This window comes from Shewanella donghaensis (genome assembly GCF_007567505.1).
Lineage (GTDB): Bacteria > Pseudomonadota > Gammaproteobacteria > Enterobacterales > Shewanellaceae > Shewanella > Shewanella donghaensis.
Window position 1 is genome coordinate 1,011,870 of the sequence record NZ_CP041783.1, and the last position, 17,208, is coordinate 1,029,077.

Sequence of the window (17,208 nt, forward strand, 5' to 3'; positions counted from 1 at the left end):
CAAATTTGGTTATTTACTAAGGATTTACATGAACGATTTAGAAGTATGGATCATCATCATTTTAGTTGTGGGTATTATTGCCAGTAATTTAGCCGTGCTCAAATACAGTGCTAAATTCAAAATGCCACAATTTGGTGATCCCAAACCTAAAAGTGATTCAGATAAAAAGCCGTCTCAGGCTAATGAATCCTCATCGACCAAAGATAGCAGTAATGAAAGTTCGGATAAAACCAGCTAGATAGCTTTTATGACGACTCTTATCTTGAAGGTGAAACTTTAGAAAAAAAGCGAATGATTTAATCATTCGCTTTTTTGTTTATTAAATAGTGTTCATAGGTAGAGTTGTAAAATAGAGTTCTCGGCAGAAGAACATCAGCTGAAAACACCCATAAATGATTAAGGCTTAGTGTCAGTTTGATTAACTTCAGTCAATGACGAGAGGCTACTGTTTGGCCAAGCATTAATAACAGCCTTTACGAGTGATGCTAACGGAATCGCAAAGAAGACGCCCCATACCCCCCATAAACCGCCGAACACTAATACAGCAGCAATAATCAACACAGGATGTAAATCAACAGCATCTGAAAATAAAACAGGGACTAATACGTTACCGTCTAATGCCTGAATAATGCCGTAACCAATCATCACATAGCCAAACTCAGGGCTTACGCCCCACTGTACAAATGCCACTAATGCAATTGGTAAGGTCACCAAGGTGGCACCAACATAGGGGATCAATACTGATAATCCAGTGAGCACACCGAGCAATGCCGAGTAACGTAACCCCATCACAGCAAAGAATACATAACTAACTGATCCAACGATGATAATCTCAATCACCTTGCCGCGGATGTAATTAAATATCTGTTGATCCATTTCAAACCAAACTTTACGGGCTAAATCTCGATTGTTTGGGAAAAAACGTTTACTACTTTTAAGTAGTTGGTCTTTATCTTTCAAAAAGAAAAACACCAGTAATGGCACTAAAATTACGTAAACCATTAATACCAGTAGTGATGCTGAAAAGCCTAATAGCTGCTTACCAATATCTAGTAAATGCTGTGTATCAACTAACTTTTTAAGTTCAATAACCATCGCATCAATTTGTTCGATACTAATATACTGCGGATAATTTTCACTCAACGTTTTGAGTGACTGCATCCCCGTATCAATCATAACCGGTAAATCGGTTGCTAACGCGATACCTTGACGCCACAAACTCGGTACCAAGCCAAATGCCACTAGCACCATTATGCCAATGAATAACACTAATATCAGCGAAGCGCCTACAGTCCTATTAACACCAAACTTAGATATTTGTGCGACTGGCCACTCAAGTAAAAATGCCAAAACAAGCGCCACTAACAATGGTGCTAATAAGCCTCCGGCAAAATAAAGTAATAAGCCAATACCTAATAAAATAAATAATAATGTAATCGCATGTGGATCACTAAAACGCGCTTTATACCAATCGCCTAAAAATGAGAGCATCTTGTTCCCTAAAAGTGTCACCAATGACGTCGAACATATTAATAATAGTAAAAGTTAACCGACATTAAGTCAGCCAATTTATACCGATAAATTGTTACCTTTCGTAACGATAAAAGACAATGATTTGGGATTATCATCAATTATTTGGAGTTGATAACCAATTTTTTTTAGAAACTGCGGAACATCTCGACGAGAACCAGAGTCAGAGACACTGAAAGATAGCGATTCGCCAAGTTGGAGCTTCTTTAATGCCAACTTGATTTGCACCAAAGGATAAGGGCATTGGTAAGCAGTTAAATCAATTAATTTCATTCTGAACTTGCTTTAAACATTCTCTGGCCATTATCCTAGCAAGGATAGTAAAGTACAAGCGATTCGAATTAGCTCATCTCGCTATTTACTCACCACCCAATTGAAATAATTATAATAAAGGTTACATTTGCGCAAATTATCGTTTTCCCAATTTTCAAAAAGTGTAGTAACGACAGCCGTTACCTTATTACTAACGGCTGGCATTGCAAAAAGCTTTGCTAATAATGACCTTCCCGATCTCGGCACTGCTGCGGTAAATACCTTTAGCTTAGAAAAAGAAATGGTTTATGGCGATGCGTATATGCGAGTCATTCGCTCATCAGCCCCGATCATTAGCGACCCAGTGCTTAATCAATACATGTCAGAGTTAGGCAATAAACTTGTCGCCCATGCGACCGGCGTTAAAACGCCGTTTTATTTCTTTCTGCTGAGAAATGATGAAATCAACGCATTCGCTTTCTTTGGTGGACATGTAGGCGTGCACACTGGTCTATTTCTAAATGCAGACACAGAAAGTGAACTGGCATCGGTACTGGCCCATGAAATAACTCACGTAACCCAACGACATTTGGCGCGTTCATTAGAAGCACAAGAAAAAAGCTCAACAGCAACTATTGTAGGTATGCTTGGCGCTATTTTATTAACCATCGCAGCGCCACAAGCAGGTATGGCTGCATTAGCAACCACTCAAGCTTTGTCAACTCAAGCAAGAATCAACTACACCCGTTTACATGAAAGAGAAGCCGATCGAATTGGCATGCGAACTCTTGCTGATGCAGGTTTTGATCCTAACGGCGCAGCAGATTTTTTCTCGAAGTTAGCTATTCGCTATCGATTTACCACTACACCACCACAAATGTTACTGACTCACCCATTACCCGAGTCACGTATTACCGATGCGCGAAACAGGGCAACACAATATCCCAATAGATACATACCAGATCAACTTAATTACCAATTAGCTAAAGCACGAATTCAAGTGCGTTTTTCCGGATACAGTGATGAAGCGGCAATATCGATATTTGATAAGCAATTAAGAAGAGACAGTTATACCTTTAAAAGTGCGGCACTATACGGTAGAGCTCTGGCTTTATTCAGAGTGAAACGTTTTGAGGAATCAGAGACCATAATCGATGAATTGATAGCGGCTAACCCTAACAATTTATTTTTCATTGATACCAAAACGGATTTGTTAGCACAAAAAGAAGATTTTGATGGCGCGATTAAGATGTTGATGCATCATCATAAGCTTAAACCAACCTCTCAAGTGGTTTCAGCAAACTTAGCCAATATTTATGTTGAAGCGGGTCAACCAGAAAAAGCGATTCCTTTATTAGAGGATCTTATTTTTCTTGATAAGCAAAATATACTGCCTTACCAAATAATGACCCAGGCCTACAGGAAAATGGGTAATAAAGCGCTAGAGTACTATACCAATGCAGAGGCAATGGCTTTAGCCGCTAATTATGATGGCGCCATTGATCAACTTAACTACGCTTTTCGCCACTCAGAAGGTCAAACTCTTCAGGTCGCAAGGATTGAAGCGAGAATACGTCAATTTAGACAAGCTAAACGTTCTTTGGATTTACTGAAATAAAAACACATTAACTTAAACAATAATGGTTAGCAGTCTTATTAGATTGCTAACCATTAATTCATTTTTTTGTTAAAATGCCCACAAATATTAAAAAGAAGCAATCCAATGACAACAGTAACCCTTTATCATAACCCTCGCTGTTCAAAAAGCAGACAAACCTTAGCACTACTTGAAGAGCAAAGTGTTCAGATAGACATTGTTGAGTATTTGAAAAATGCGCCCACAGCAGAAGATATTCAAGCCATTTTAACCATGCTGGCTGTGAGCCCTCGAGCATTAATGCGAACCAAAGAAACTGAGTATAAAGAACAAAACCTAGGCGATTCAAATTTAAGTGATGAGCAATTAATTGCAGCCATGGTCAACACACCAAAATTAATCGAACGACCCATTGCCATTGCAAATGGTAAAGCTGCAGTCGGAAGACCGCCTGAAAATGTATTAGCTATTCTTTGAGAGTAACCATGACTACACAGACGTTATTTCAATTATGCCGAATCGGCTATATTGCATTATTGATGCTTTTAACAGGTTGGTTTATTCAACAAGGGTTACATGGCGAATACTCATTAGCCTTTAATCTACTTTGGATAGTGCCGTTATTATTACCAATTAAAGGTATTTTAACCGGTAAACCTTACACTTATGCATGGGCAAGCTTTGTTTTATGCCTCTACCTTCTGCATGGACTAACATTATTATATGTCACTGAAGATGCTTTCTATTTTGCGTTAATAGAATCTGCATTGATTTGTGCCCTTCTTGTTGGCTTTCCTTTCTATGCTCGCCTTCGCGGTAGAGAGTTAGGATTAGGCTTAAAGAAAAAATCAAAAAGTTAATTTACGCGAATTAATACGTTGTGCTTTTTTAAAATACATTAGCGCCTAAGGGCGCTTTTTATTTCTTCAAAAAAAGTTACACCAAACGAAACAAAAGGTTACCAAAACGTTTCAATTTCTTTTTGTATACAAAACTCCATGCTATATTAATTAATCAGCAATTTGGTTGAATGTAGTGATAAGCAGCGGAGATTGTAAATGTCAAAAATAAAAACAATGGCGATTTCAGGTTTTGTTGTCTCAATAACCTTACTTGCAGGTTGCGGTGGTAGCTCAGATTCATCATCTGAAACGGATGACAACATTCCAGATAACTCATTACCGATTAATGTTTGTGAAACAAGTTCCGGCTTATCTAAGCTTGAGACTTCATCTGAGTTATTCTTTAATGTTGAGCAACAATATTCAGCCACTCAATCAGCGACGATTTCTGCTGGGATTAATAACCAAAATAGCGCTAATTACAGCTTTAAGTGGCGACAAACTGCAGGACCAACTTTAGAGTTAACATCAGAAAACAGCCCTATTCTGGCTTTCTATATTCCACAATCCGCTAATTATTCTTTCACTGTTGATGTGACCAATGGTGCCACGAGCTACTCTGAAGATATTGACATAACCGCGATTGAAGCCACGAATCAATTAAATATTTACAGTGACCATCAAACGGTGGCAGGAAATGGCGTGAGCCTGCGTCTTAGTCAAATCAGTAATCAAACGCCAAGCAATATCGAATGGTGTTATTTTTCAGGCCAAGAGATTAATCTCGACTTAACCAACTCTCTGAGACCACTTTTCACAGCACCAGAAGTAACAGAAGATATGTATGTGGGTTTAAAAGCCACTGCAGAATTTGCAGGTGAAACCTTATCAGACGAAGTATTTGTTTTAGTGACTAAGCAAAATAGTATTACCTCGCCTTATTTCGATGCGCCAGTGGCTCAAACGTATCCGTTTATTTCGACATCTGCTTATGCGAATAATGTTCAAAACTGTGTTTATTCTAATCAATTAGCTCAGACCTGTCAGTTAAGTGATCTACCCTTGATTGGGCAAGATATGGACGCTGAAACCATTGCTGATGTAATGGACAGAGTCGTTGTGTCTCACGATTGGATGGGGAGAAATTTTCAAACCTTTTTAACCCAGGCAGACCCTAATAGTGATTTTATTAAATTATTGCAATCGGTTACAGCAGTTGTCATCAGCTATGACGTAAGACCGTCATTCTATTGGGTTGCTACGGGAGCAATTTATCTTGACCCTGAATACCTTTGGCTAACGGCTGCTGAGCGAGACACCATTAACGAAGCGCCAGATTATCGCAGCGATTTTGGTAATGATTTGAAATTTATTATGCCATGGCGTTATGTTAAAAATAACGACTATGTGTCTAAAAGCTATGATCGCGAAGTACGTCAATCAAGAACAATAAACGATATTACGCCTCGTTTAGCCAGCTTGATGTATCACGAACTTGCCCATGCTAACGACTTTTTCCCCCGCTCAACTCACAGTGAGTTACAAGGGCCAACATTAATTGACGATTTTTACCGCAGGACTGATAGTAAATCACTAGTTTCTGATCAGTTGCAAAATATTGATAAATTAACCAGTTCAGAAATGTACGGTTTAGCCGGGGTGAGCTTTCAAGGTGACACGGCCAATGCAACTCAAAAAGCTTATGGCCCTAGTGATATCACCAGTTTCTTTTTAACTGATCATGCTAATGACTTTTATAACTACTCCTCTACTCGTGAAGACGCCGCAATGCTATTTGAAGAAGCTTTTATGAGCCATCGCTATCAAATCCAAAGAGATGTTGCTGTTACCGATGTTGACGATTTAATTGTAGATTGGGGTCAAAGAGGCAGGATTGGAACAGATGAATTACTTACAAGAGCTGCATTCGTAATTGATGAAATAATGCCGGAAGTGGATGGTAAGATGTTAGTCAATGGACTGCCTGATCCAATTAATATGACCGCTGGGGATGACTGGTTTGAAAATATCGACATCTCCCCAAGCCTGCTCAGCACTATGTCTAAGGTGAGTGGTTTTAACACTGAAAGCACCAATAATATTTCAGACAGTAAGCCAGCAATTCAAATTGGACGAGAACATAGAGATATGCCAATACCTAAGCGTTAGATAACTTGTCAAAGGTTTAAATAAGCTTACAACTCGCTATTTACTGCAAACAGATAACAAAAAAGCCACCTATTAGGTGGCTTTTTTTATATTCAAATAGTGTATTGAGTAGCTAGACTATAATCGAAGCATTTCTTTAATGAATGGGATAGTCAGTTTACGCTGATGCACCATAGAGTCTTTATCTAGCTTATCTAACACATCAAATAAAGTACGTAAATCGCGTGCCATTCGCGTTAACAGAAAACGTCCTACTTCATCAGATAACTGCAAGCCACGCATTGCTGCTCGGCGCTGCAAAGCAAGCAGTTTTTCTTCGTCAGCCATAGGCTGTAACTGATAGATTAATCCCCACTGCATTCGAGAGATTAAATCCGGCAAAGCAAAACCCGCTTCAGTAGGCGATGAACTGCCACTGACAATTAATCGACAATCTTGTTGTTCTTCAATGCGGTTATATAGATGGAACAGCGCCTCTTCCCAAATGGGGTGACCAGCAATGGCGTCGATATCATCTATACAAATTAATTGTAATGATTCAATACCTTCAAATAAAGCAGGCGAAATGCTCGCATGTATTCCTAAGGGGATATATAAGGTTCTGCGCTCAAGATCATTGGCGTGTGCACAAGCAGCATGCATCAAATGAGTACGGCCAGACTTCACCGGGCCATAAATATACAAACTGGAGGTGAGACTACCTTCTGCACTAGCCTGCAACTTTTGGATTAACTCATCATTACCTATTGCTGGATAATAACTCTGAAACGTTTCATCATCAGGTAAATAAACAGGTAACGATAATTGTTTTGGTGAGTTTTGGGTCACTCAAAAATTCTCTAATTATTAAAACAATCTAAAGTAAGTATAACACACTCAATCTAGTGCCACTGATAGATTAACGGTACTGGTTTATCAGAATGTAGATTAGGATCAAGGTTATCAAATTTAGGCATGGTTCCAGTGTTATTATCTGGGGTAAATTCTGCATTACCAGAATCTAATTGGGTCAAGTTTTTATTAATATTAAGCAGCTTTTGCAAGTCTTCAGTACCACCAAATAATGATAAATTATAAGTCACAGTATTGGCTTTAAACTGGCTTAAACTGATCGACTTAATCGCGCTCAACTGCCTTAAGTAAGCTTCAATCTCAACTAATTGAGCCATGCTTTGAATGCCAACTAAAGATAATTGTGTTTGCGTACTATTGCCTGAATCTGAAAAGGCATATTGATTAACAAAATAGCCGGCAAGTGTCGTTAAAATCTGCTCTGTTGCTTCTTCGTAGTTCAACACTTCAGCTTGATGATGAATTAAGGGTTGTATCACTCCAGATTCGTTGGCTTTATCAAATAAAGACACTTGGAACCTCACAAACCCACCCACTTGATCCATATCAGCTATGGCAAAATAGTCAGCTCGATAGCGCTTTGATGCATCGGCCACAACATCAGTGAACATACCACGTACATCAGAAACACTAATCTGCATGATGTCATTCAAATCCATAACAGGAACCAGTATGGGTATGCCTTTATTTTTGGCCGCTAAATCGATTTGTAGACGAGTCTCTGTTTCTGACGCATCAGCAAGAATTTCTCTGTCACCCTCATTTTCAATCGACATCCACAATAGAGTCAAAGGGCGTTGGCGACCCCACACCGGTAAATCGGCTTCTCGTAAGGTCGATATAATACGTTTATGGTCAAAGTTTGCCTTTAGTATTAATTCATCGTCAACTTGGCTATAACCATATTGAGTCAATAATGTCTCAGGTGTGTTTACCTGTGTTTTAACTAAAGGGTGTTCAAGCACTGTCACTAATCCGGAGTTTTTGACAAACACGGCAGACAAGGCTTCTTTTAATGCTGTTTGGCGCTCTTTTCGTGCACGGGATGTCACAACAACATCAGCTTCATCAAGTAAGCCAATTTCTGCTGATATAGCTTTAGCGCTAGGTAGACTCACTACCAAACTGATCATTAGGAAATGTAGAAAAAGTTTTAACATGGCAAAAAAGAACACACTCTAAAGTAAAGTGATCGAAGTGTAGCATATTAATTTTGCATCTAAAATTACAATAGCCAGTCAATTTCATTTCGATTAACAGAGTAAACTTGATTTGTATTACAGACATTTACCTTAAATTAACCTATCTTAAATGTTTATTAACTCGCTAATACAAAACAGGATATATATGAATCGCTTGTTCATCCCACTACAGGGAGCACAGATGTTGTTCGTGGCATTTGGTGCTTTGGTGTTAATGCCGCTACTGAGTGGGCTTGATACCAGTGTTGCGTTATTTACTGCCGGATTCGGTACCTTGTTATTTCAAATAATAACTAAACGACAAGTCCCTATTTTCCTCGCTTCATCATTCGCATTTATTGCCCCAATAATGTACGGCGTACAAACATGGGGGATCCCTGCAACGATGGGGGGATTAATGGTAGCTGGTTTTGTTTATGTGATACTTGGCGCGTTAGTTAAAATAAAAGGCAGCGGCTTTATTCATCGGTTACTGCCAGCTGTTGTCGTTGGTCCAGTGATTATCATTATTGGTCTTGGATTAGCACCAATGGCTGTCAATATGGCCTTAGGAAAAACAGGCGATGGCAACATTGTTTTAGTTGACCCCAATATTGCTTTATTCATTGCACTAATGTCCCTTGGAACAACTGTTTGTATTGCAGTGTTTGCAAAAGGGGTATTAAAAGTGATGCCTATCTTGGTCGGTATTTTAGTCGGTTATGGACTGAGTCTGTTATTTGGAATAGTAGATTTTACTCCTGTTGCTCAAGCAAGCTGGATTGCTATACCCAACTTCACCGCGCCTGAATTTCATTGGCAGGCGATATTATTTATGATCCCTGTGGCAATAGCTCCTGCAGTTGAACATATTGGCGATTTGATGGCGATTTCAAATGTGACTGGCAAAGATTATTTTAAAAAGCCAGGACTTCACCGCACCTTAACTGGGGATGGTATCGCAACAATTGCTGCCTCAGCTTTGGGTGGACCGCCAAATACCACTTATTCAGAAGTCACGGGCGCTGTCACCCTCACAAAAAACTTTGACCCTAGAATAATGACATGGACAGCGATTACTGCAATTACTTTGGCTTTCGTTGGTAAATTAGGCGCATTGATGCAAACGATTCCCCTACCCGTTATGGGCGGGATCATGTGTCTATTGTTTGGCTCTATTGCCGCCGTAGGTCTAAACACCCTGATAAGAAACCAAGTAGATTTAAATGAACCCCGAAATTTAAGTATCGTCGGCGTGACATTGGTATTTGGTATTGGCGGAATGGCCTTCGGTATTGGTGAGTTTAGTTTAACTGGTATCAGTTTATGCGGTTTAGTGGCTATTGTAATGAATTTAATATTACCTATGCCAAAAAGTGATAACGACACGTCTGTTGATTAAAACAGCTAAGCAATAAAGCTCAGGTAAACCAATACTGTAAAACAGCGAAAACAAAAAGCCCTCAGTTGATTAAAACTAAGGGCTTTTTTAATGGTTATTAGAGTCTTATTTTTTGACATCAACATATGTGTTAACGCAAAAAAGACTACCCCATCAATGAGCTTATTCTGCGTCTTCTTCAGTACGGAATTTATCTGCAGTCGCTTTGATGATTGGTTGTAACTCACCTTTTTGGAACATCTCAGTGATAATGTCACAACCACCAATAAGCTCGCCTTCTACCCACAATTGCGGGAATGTAGGCCAGTTAGCGAATTTTGGTAATTCAGCACGAATGTCTGGATGCTGTAAAATATCAACGAAAGCAAACTGCTCGCCACAGTTAATCATTACTTGCGCGACTTGAGATGAAAAACCACAGCTTGGTAACTTTGGAGACCCTTTCATATAAACAATGATTGGGTTTTCGGTGATTTGCTGCTTAATTTTGTCTACTGTTTCCATTTTTATTCCTAAGTGCTACTTAATAATCTAACGCTATTGTACGCCAGCTTTCATAATAACAAAAACCCACAGTTTGTAGGGTTTTGTTCGCAAATGATTTTTTCGATTGACAGTATCGACATTTTTCAACAAACAATGATTCACATCACAAAATTTTTAAGTACAATGTCATCAGTGAGCATGTCATACCAACAGGTATATAAAACGATAACCTAAGTCCATGGAGAGATACTAATGGCTTTCGAATTACCAGCATTACCATATGCTAAGAACGCACTTGTACCACATATTTCTGAAGAGACTATCGAATTCCATTACGGAAAGCATCACAACACTTACGTTGTTAAGCTTAATGGTCTTGTTGCAGGTACTGAATTTGAAAACAAAACTTTAGAAGAAGTTGTTAAAACTTCGACTGGTGGCGTATTCAACAATGCAGCTCAAATCTGGAACCACACATTCTACTGGAACTGTTTAGCTCCTAACGCTGGTGGCGCGCCTACTGGTGATATTGCTGAAGCAATCAATGCAACTTTCGGTTCTTTTGAAGAATTTAAAGCAAAGTTCACTGACTCTGCAGTAAACAACTTCGGTAGTGCTTGGACTTGGTTAGTAAAGAATGCAGACGGTTCAATTGCTATTGTTAACACTAGTAACGCTGCTACTCCTTTAACTGACGATACAGTCACTTCATTGATGACTGTAGATGTTTGGGAACACGCTTATTACATTGATTATCGTAACGTTCGTCCTAATTACCTAGCTGCTTTCTGGGAACTAGTTAACTGGGATTTCGTTAACGCAAACTTCGCAGGCTAATATCCTGACAAGTTTCAAATGAGATGAGATAAAAGGAGCCTAATGGCTCCTTTTTTATGCTGTTTTTCTCAGTTCATCCTATAAATAACACTCGTTCTATTTCCATACCTACTTCTGCAATAGTTGCATTTGCAACTTTTCATCTTTGTTTTTATTGAACTTTTTTATTATCAAGCATTCGCTAATATCAAAAGCCTGACCTAGACTTTAGTTAACGGCCATTTTAAAAATCAATAAAAATTCACATTAAAACTTTTTGCGACACTATCAAAATGCGCTGTAACTCAAGCACTTTCACCGAAGTTTTAAGGGGTTCCTCATGGGCATATTCGAACATTATCAGCAACGTTATGAGCAAAAACTAGATGAAGAGTATTCACTACAGCAATTTCTAGAAATCTGTAAGGAGGATCGAAGTGCATATGTGTCAGCAGCGGAACGAATGCTAATGGCTATTGGTGAATCCAAAACCATTGATACATCTAAAGATCCCGTTCTAAGTCGTATATTTTCTAACAGGCTAATCTCTCAGTACCCTAGCTTTAAAGATTTTTATGGTATGGAAGAGTCAATAGAACAAATCGTGTCCTACCTTAAACATTCAGCTCAAGGTTTAGAAGAATCTAAACAGATTTTGTACTTATTAGGTCCAGTTGGTGGTGGTAAGTCATCACTGGCTGAAAAACTTAAAGCATTAATGCAAAAAGTGCCTATTTATATTTTAAGTGCTAACGGAGTAAGAAGTCCGGTTAATGACCATCCTCTGTGTTTATTTGACCCAGATGAAGATGCAACCTTATTAACCGAGGAATTTAATATCCCTACGCGATATATCAAAACAATCATGTCGCCATGGGCAGTAAAAAGACTGCATGAGTTTGGTGGTGATATCACTAAATTTAAAGTAGTAAAGGTCTTCCCTTCTATCTTGGATCAAACAGCCATAGCGAAAACCGAGCCTGGTGATGAAAACAATCAGGATATTTCTGCCTTGGTGGGTAAGGTCGATATTCGTCAATTAGAGCATTTCTCACAAGATGATGCCGATGCTTATGCCTACTCTGGCGCCTTGTGTCGTGCTAACCAAGGGGTAATGGAGTTTGTGGAGATGTTTAAAGCCCCGATTAAGGTACTGCATCCGTTATTAACAGCAACACAAGAAGGAAACTATAACGGAACTGAGGGACTATCAGCGCTGCCTTACAACGGCATGATTCTAGCTCACTCTAACGAATCAGAATGGACGACATTCAGAAACAATAAAAATAACGAAGCATTTCTAGATAGGGTTTATATCGTTAAGGTGCCTTATTGTTTAAGAGTCTCAGAGGAAATGGAGATATATCAAAAGCTGCTATCTAATTCCGAGTTATCAAAAGCGCCTTGTGCCCCTGGCACTTTAGAAACGCTAGCGCAATTTAGTATTTTATCTCGTTTAAAAGCACCTGAAAACTCTTCTATTTACTCAAAAATGCGGGTTTACAATGGTGAGACCCTAAAAGACACCGATCCTAAAGCCAAGTCATACCAAGAGTATCGTGATTACGCAGGTGTTGACGAAGGCATGCAAGGGTTATCAACCCGTTTTGCATTCAAAATATTATCCAGAGTATTTAATTTTGATGACAATGAAATAGCCGCTAATCCAGTGCATTTGTTTTATGTGCTTGAGAAGCAAATCGAACAGGAACAATTTCCAAGTGAAGTGAGCGAGAAGTACCTCGAATTTCTAAAAGGTTACCTCATTCCCAAATACGTAGAGTTTATTGGTAAGGAAATCCAAACTGCCTACTTAGAATCTTATTCTGAATACGGTCAAAATATCTTTGATAGATATGTCACCTATGCTGACTTTTGGATCCAAGACCAAGAATTTAGAGATCCTGAAACTGGGCAACTGTTTGACCGAGCGGCGCTAAACGCTGAACTAGAAAAAATAGAGAAACCTGCAGGTATCAGTAATCCGAAAGATTTTCGAAATGAAATCGTTAACTTTGTATTACGTGCCAGAGCCAATAACGATGGTAATAATCCACTATGGACCAGTTACGAAAAACTCCGAGTCGTCATTGAGAAGAAGATGTTCTCCAATACTGAAGATTTACTACCTGTTATTTCATTCAACGCGAAAACGTCAGCAGATGATCAACGTAAACATGATGACTTTATTAATCGGATGATGGAAAAAGGCTATACCCAAAAACAAGTGAGATTACTTTCTGAGTGGTATTTAAGAGTGCGTAAATCGTCATAATTGTTGCCCTCTTTGACCTTAATATTATTTATTATTCATTAAGGTCAAAGACCATTAGGAGTTGTGTATGGCAAATTTTATTGATAGACGCCTCAATGCTAAAGGTAAGAGTACCGTCAATAGACAGCGTTTTTTGGATCGTTATAAAAAACAAATCAAAAAGTCTGTCAGTGATGCTGTGACAAGAAGAAGCGTCACCGATATAGATAAAGGCGAAAAAATTAGTATTCCGACTCGGGATATAAGCGAGCCCATTTTCCATCAAGGCCAAGGCGGAATCCGCGAGCGAGTTCATCCAGGTAATGATCAGTTTAATAAAGGAGACCAAATAGAAAGACCTAAAGGTGGCGGAGCTGGAGATGGCAGTGGTCAAGGAGAAGCGTCAAATAGTGGTGAAGGCAATGATGAGTTTTTGTTTGAAATATCAAATGAAGAATATTTAGAACTGTTATTTGAAGATCTTGCTCTACCCGATTTACAACAAACCAATGCTAAACAAATGGTGGAATTTGAAACCTATCGTGCTGGTTATACCAACGTAGGTGTGCCTGCTAATATTAATATAGTGCGCTCTCTTCGCTCATCATTGGCTCGAAGAATTGCCATGACAGCGGGTAAAAAGAAAAAACTCGCTGAACTTACCGCGCAATTAGACGAATTAGAAAATACTCCAGGCACCAAAGCTGAGCTGATAATGGATCTCAAACAGCAGATCATTGAGATGAAGAAAAAAATCGATAGTGTGCCATTTATTGATAGCTTCGACTTACGTTTCAATAACTATTCAAAACGCGAGAAACCTTCTAGCCAAGCGGTGATGTTTTGTTTAATGGATGTATCAGGTTCGATGGATCAAGCGACAAAAGACATGGCAAAACGGTTTTATATATTGCTGTATTTATTTTTAACCCAAACCTACAAAAATTTAGAAGTTGTTTATATTAGGCATCACACTCAAGCGAAAGAAGTCGATGAACATGAGTTTTTTTATTCACAGGAAACAGGCGGCACGATTGTATCGAGTGCATTGAATTTAATGCATGACATTCAACAAGAGAGATACCCTGCTGATGAATGGAATATCTATGCCGCACAAGCATCTGATGGCGATAATTGGGCTGATGATTCCCCTGCTTGTCGTCAATTACTAGCAGATAAAATCTTACCGGTATCTCGTTATTTTAGTTACATAGAAATAACCCGTAGAGCACATCAAACACTCTGGCGTGAATACGAAGGACTTCAAGAACAGTTTGGTAATATCGCAGTACAACACATTAAGGAAGTTGACGACATATATCCTGTATTCCGTGAGTTATTCAAGAAACAGCCAAGCTAGGAGGGAGCATGACAAATAGCAATATTAATAACGTCAATGAGCTAGGTAAAGAGTCCTCTAACAAGGCAGACTCAGGCATACCTTCGTCAGCTAAAACATCACCAAAGCAGCCATTAAGTGATGGGCCAGATTGGAATTTCGAACTGCTTGAAACCTATATGTCTGAAATTGAAAAAGTCGCTGCATTTTACAAATTAGATAGTTATCCAAATCAAATCGAAGTGATCACTGCAGAACAAATGATGGATGCTTATGCCGGTATTGGAATGCCAATAGGTTATACCCACTGGTCATTTGGTAAAAAATTCATAGAAACAGAACAAGGTTACCGCCGAGGACAAATGGGGTTAGCCTATGAAATAGTCATAAATTCCGACCCATGCATTTCATATTTAATGGAAGAAAATACCATCACAATGCAAGCGTTGGTGATGGCTCATGCCTGTTTTGGGCATAATAGTTTTTTTAAGAATAACTACCTATTTAAAACTTGGACTGATGCGAGTTCAATAATTGATTATCTGGTATTTGCTAAAAACTACATAAGAGAATGCGAGCTAAAGTTTGGCGTTGAACAAGTTGAACTGACGCTAGATTCTTGTCATGCGTTAATGAACTATGGTGTAGATCGCTATAAACGCCCGTCAGAAGTGTCATTTAAAGAAGAACAAATGCGTCAAAAAGATCGTGAGAGTTATTTACAGAGTCAAGTTAACGATCTGTGGCGCACAGTGCCAGTCAATCCAGATAACATTAAAACGCAAGATGAACATACCTTCCCAGAAGAACCGCAAGAAAATATTTTATATTTCATTGAAAAAAATGCGCCCCTGCTTGAGCCATGGCAACGAGAACTCGTCAGAATTGTCCGTAAAATGGCGCAGTACTTTTATCCACAAAAACAAACACAAGTGATGAACGAGGGCTGGGCGACCTTTTGGCACTATACCATTTTGAATCATTTATATGATGACGGTACTGTAACCGATCGATTTATGTTGGAGTTCCTGCAAAGCCATACTGCAGTGGTCGCACAGCCTGCATACAATAGCCCTTATTACAGCGGTATTAATCCCTATGCTCTGGGTTTTAATATGTTTATTGATATTAGAAGAATTTGCGAACACCCAACAGAGGAAGACAAACATTGGTTCCCTGAAATCGCCGGTAGCGATTGGTTAACAACGGTCACTTTTGCAATGGAGAATTTCAAAGATGAAAGCTTTATTAGCCAATACTTATCACCGAAAGTCATGCGTGACTTTAAATTATTCAGTGTGCTAGATGATGATAGTCGCACCCGCTTATCGATTTCCGCTATCCATGACGAAAGCGGGTATCACCAAATAAGAGAAAAATTATCACAGCAATATAATTTATCGAATTTGGAACCTAATATCCAAGTACAACGGGTAGACATCAACGGCGATCGCTCTTTAACACTCAGATTTATTCCGAACAAACGGATCCCACTAAATGATAACCATGAAGAAGTATTAAAGCATCTTCATCGTCTCTGGGGGTTTAATGTCAGTTTGGAGCGACTGGATGAAACAGGGGATATTGTTAAATTATCGCAATGTCCTCCTCAAGAAAAAGACTCCCAAATGACAACAATGTAAACGACAGTGAATTTTAGCGATAAAAAAACCAACCTGAAGGTTGGTTTTTTAAAATTTTTAAACTTTACTTGTTACTGATAGCAATTTCAGCGGGCATATCATCACGTAACTTCAACCACATGGTGCCACTGTTAATCCCATTTGTTTTCATCAACGAATTAACTTCTGAATAGTTATGCTCAGCAGCCAGAACTTCTAACTTTTTATAAAAGTCTAAAGAAATAGCGCGGGCTTCTTCACTTGAAAAGTAATAACGACCAACTCTGCTATACAGTCCTTTAAAACCATTTAAAATGAGTACGTATAAAGGATTACCTGATGAGAAAGCAAGCGTATGGTGTAATTCATAATCATAGTCAGCATATGCTTCAGCTGTATCTTCTAATTGATGAATTTTAGCTAATATCTGTTGTGCTTTTTCTGGATTATTTTTAATCGCACCACGAAAATATATTATGCTGACGCTTGCTCTAGCAGATAATAACTGATCAACTAATACAGGAAACCCTTCAGGGTTTAGGTCTGCAATCGTCTCTAAAATATTAAGCCCAGAGGTTTCCCAAAAGTTATTGACTTGAGTCGGCTTGCCATGTTGAATTTTTAACCAACCATCACGAGCCAAGCGCTGTAAAACTTCTCTTAATGTTGTTCTGGTAACACCAATCAGTTCTGACAGTTCGCGTTCTGCAGGTAAAATAGAACCTGGTGGAAATTTATTTTCCCAAATAGAACGGACGATATACTTCTCTGCAAAACTTGCAGGACCTTTTGCATTGATAATTGTCAACTTTAATATCCCGTGGTAAACCAATAACTGATCATACCAGAGGAAATATAAATACACA

16 protein-coding genes are annotated in these 17,208 nt (G+C 38.8%); 10 read left to right on the top strand and 6 right to left on the bottom strand.

Annotated elements, in window-relative coordinates; translation table 11 throughout:
• Window positions 1-28 precede the first annotated feature (28 nt).
• A complete protein-coding gene (locus tag FPK91_RS04220) occupies window positions 29-238 on the top strand; it encodes a DUF2897 family protein (RefSeq protein WP_144208429.1) in 210 nt (69 codons plus the stop codon).
• A gap of 158 nt (window positions 239-396) precedes the next feature.
• Here the strand turns inward: FPK91_RS04220 and FPK91_RS04225 are convergent, their stop codons facing one another.
• Together FPK91_RS04225 and FPK91_RS04230 are read right to left on the bottom strand one after the other, a co-directional pair.
• The gene (locus FPK91_RS04225) at window positions 397-1,491 is read right to left on the bottom strand and encodes an AI-2E family transporter (protein ID WP_144208432.1); all 1,095 of its coding nucleotides are present in this window, start codon (window positions 1,489-1,491) and stop codon (window positions 397-399) included.
• A gap of 78 nt (window positions 1,492-1,569) precedes the next feature.
• Entirely contained in the window at window positions 1,570-1,803 is a 234-nt protein-coding gene (locus FPK91_RS04230; protein ID WP_144208435.1) for a sulfurtransferase TusA family protein, read from the bottom strand.
• A gap of 127 nt (window positions 1,804-1,930) precedes the next feature.
• Between FPK91_RS04230 and bepA the strand changes: the two genes are divergently transcribed.
• The 4 genes from bepA (at window position 1,931) to FPK91_RS04250 (ending at window position 6,390) form a co-directional block, all read left to right on the top strand.
• Window positions 1,931-3,400 carry a beta-barrel assembly-enhancing protease gene (bepA, locus tag FPK91_RS04235; RefSeq protein ID WP_227006683.1) on the top strand — a complete coding sequence of 490 codons (1,470 nt, stop codon included), beginning with the start codon at window positions 1,931-1,933 and terminating at the stop codon, window positions 3,398-3,400.
• 105 nt (window positions 3,401-3,505) lie between these two features.
• Window positions 3,506-3,856: an arsenate reductase (glutaredoxin) gene (arsC, locus tag FPK91_RS04240; RefSeq protein ID WP_144208438.1), complete on the top strand. Its 351-nt coding sequence runs from the start codon at window positions 3,506-3,508 to the stop codon at window positions 3,854-3,856.
• Between the two features lie 8 nt (window positions 3,857-3,864).
• Complete coding sequence (locus tag FPK91_RS04245; protein ID WP_144208441.1) at window positions 3,865-4,239, top strand: DUF2069 domain-containing protein; 375 nt, start codon at window positions 3,865-3,867, stop codon at window positions 4,237-4,239.
• A gap of 198 nt (window positions 4,240-4,437) precedes the next feature.
• Window positions 4,438-6,390, top strand: coding sequence for a hypothetical protein (locus FPK91_RS04250; RefSeq protein ID WP_144208445.1), 1,953 nt, complete (start codon window positions 4,438-4,440; stop codon window positions 6,388-6,390).
• 117 nt (window positions 6,391-6,507) lie between these two features.
• Here the strand turns inward: FPK91_RS04250 and hda are convergent, their stop codons facing one another.
• Together hda and FPK91_RS04260 are read right to left on the bottom strand one after the other, a co-directional pair.
• Entirely contained in the window at window positions 6,508-7,218 is a 711-nt protein-coding gene (hda, locus tag FPK91_RS04255) for a DnaA inactivator Hda (RefSeq protein ID WP_144208448.1), read from the bottom strand.
• A 53-nt stretch (window positions 7,219-7,271) separates the two neighbouring features.
• A complete protein-coding gene (locus FPK91_RS04260; protein WP_158638061.1) occupies window positions 7,272-8,360 on the bottom strand; it encodes a DUF2066 domain-containing protein in 1,089 nt (362 codons plus the stop codon).
• Window positions 8,361-8,589: 229 nt separating this feature from the next.
• Between FPK91_RS04260 and FPK91_RS04265 the strand changes: the two genes are divergently transcribed.
• Complete coding sequence (locus FPK91_RS04265) at window positions 8,590-9,825, top strand: uracil-xanthine permease family protein (protein ID WP_144208455.1); 1,236 nt, start codon at window positions 8,590-8,592, stop codon at window positions 9,823-9,825.
• A 162-nt stretch (window positions 9,826-9,987) separates the two neighbouring features.
• On the opposite strand, the gene grxD is transcribed toward FPK91_RS04265, so the two are convergent.
• A complete protein-coding gene (gene grxD, locus FPK91_RS04270) occupies window positions 9,988-10,329 on the bottom strand; it encodes a Grx4 family monothiol glutaredoxin (protein WP_144208458.1) in 342 nt (113 codons plus the stop codon).
• Between the two features lie 234 nt (window positions 10,330-10,563).
• Between grxD and sodB the strand changes: the two genes are divergently transcribed.
• From sodB to FPK91_RS04290, 4 genes are all read left to right on the top strand, one after another.
• Window positions 10,564-11,148: a superoxide dismutase [Fe] gene (sodB, locus tag FPK91_RS04275; RefSeq protein WP_144208461.1), complete on the top strand. Its 585-nt coding sequence runs from the start codon at window positions 10,564-10,566 to the stop codon at window positions 11,146-11,148.
• Between the two features lie 319 nt (window positions 11,149-11,467).
• The gene (locus FPK91_RS04280; RefSeq protein ID WP_144208464.1) at window positions 11,468-13,402 is read left to right on the top strand and encodes a PrkA family serine protein kinase; all 1,935 of its coding nucleotides are present in this window, start codon (window positions 11,468-11,470) and stop codon (window positions 13,400-13,402) included.
• 67 nt (window positions 13,403-13,469) lie between these two features.
• Window positions 13,470-14,741 (top strand): YeaH/YhbH family protein, encoded by a 1,272-nt coding sequence (locus FPK91_RS04285; RefSeq protein ID WP_144208467.1) that lies wholly within the window; start codon window positions 13,470-13,472, stop codon window positions 14,739-14,741.
• An 8-nt stretch (window positions 14,742-14,749) separates the two neighbouring features.
• A complete protein-coding gene (locus FPK91_RS04290) occupies window positions 14,750-16,363 on the top strand; it encodes a SpoVR family protein (RefSeq protein WP_144208470.1) in 1,614 nt (537 codons plus the stop codon).
• A 64-nt stretch (window positions 16,364-16,427) separates the two neighbouring features.
• Here FPK91_RS04290 and fadR read toward each other — a convergent pair whose 3' ends face one another.
• Window positions 16,428-17,144 (bottom strand): fatty acid metabolism transcriptional regulator FadR, encoded by a 717-nt coding sequence (fadR, locus tag FPK91_RS04295; RefSeq protein ID WP_144214134.1) that lies wholly within the window; start codon window positions 17,142-17,144, stop codon window positions 16,428-16,430.
• Between the last annotated feature and the right edge of the window lie 64 nt (window positions 17,145-17,208).

What these genes read in the sequence shown, in the direction of transcription:
- FPK91_RS04280 (WP_144208464.1), top strand. Translation starts at nt 11,468, where the DNA reads ATGGGCATATTCGAACATTATCAGCAACGTTATGAGCAAAAACTAGAT.
- arsC (WP_144208438.1), top strand. Translation starts at nt 3,506, where the DNA reads ATGACAACAGTAACCCTTTATCATAACCCTCGCTGTTCAAAAAGCAGA.
- FPK91_RS04245 (WP_144208441.1), top strand. Translation starts at nt 3,865, where the DNA reads ATGACTACACAGACGTTATTTCAATTATGCCGAATCGGCTATATTGCA.
- grxD (WP_144208458.1), bottom strand. Translation starts at nt 10,329, where the DNA reads ATGGAAACAGTAGACAAAATTAAGCAGCAAATCACCGAAAACCCAATC.
- FPK91_RS04225 (WP_144208432.1), bottom strand. Translation starts at nt 1,491, where the DNA reads ATGCTCTCATTTTTAGGCGATTGGTATAAAGCGCGTTTTAGTGATCCA.
- FPK91_RS04285 (WP_144208467.1), top strand. Translation starts at nt 13,470, where the DNA reads ATGGCAAATTTTATTGATAGACGCCTCAATGCTAAAGGTAAGAGTACC.
- FPK91_RS04230 (WP_144208435.1), bottom strand. Translation starts at nt 1,803, where the DNA reads ATGAAATTAATTGATTTAACTGCTTACCAATGCCCTTATCCTTTGGTG.
- FPK91_RS04220 (WP_144208429.1), top strand. Translation starts at nt 29, where the DNA reads ATGAACGATTTAGAAGTATGGATCATCATCATTTTAGTTGTGGGTATT.
- FPK91_RS04290 (WP_144208470.1), top strand. Translation starts at nt 14,750, where the DNA reads ATGACAAATAGCAATATTAATAACGTCAATGAGCTAGGTAAAGAGTCC.
- FPK91_RS04250 (WP_144208445.1), top strand. Translation starts at nt 4,438, where the DNA reads ATGTCAAAAATAAAAACAATGGCGATTTCAGGTTTTGTTGTCTCAATA.
- sodB (WP_144208461.1), top strand. Translation starts at nt 10,564, where the DNA reads ATGGCTTTCGAATTACCAGCATTACCATATGCTAAGAACGCACTTGTA.
- FPK91_RS04265 (WP_144208455.1), top strand. Translation starts at nt 8,590, where the DNA reads ATGAATCGCTTGTTCATCCCACTACAGGGAGCACAGATGTTGTTCGTG.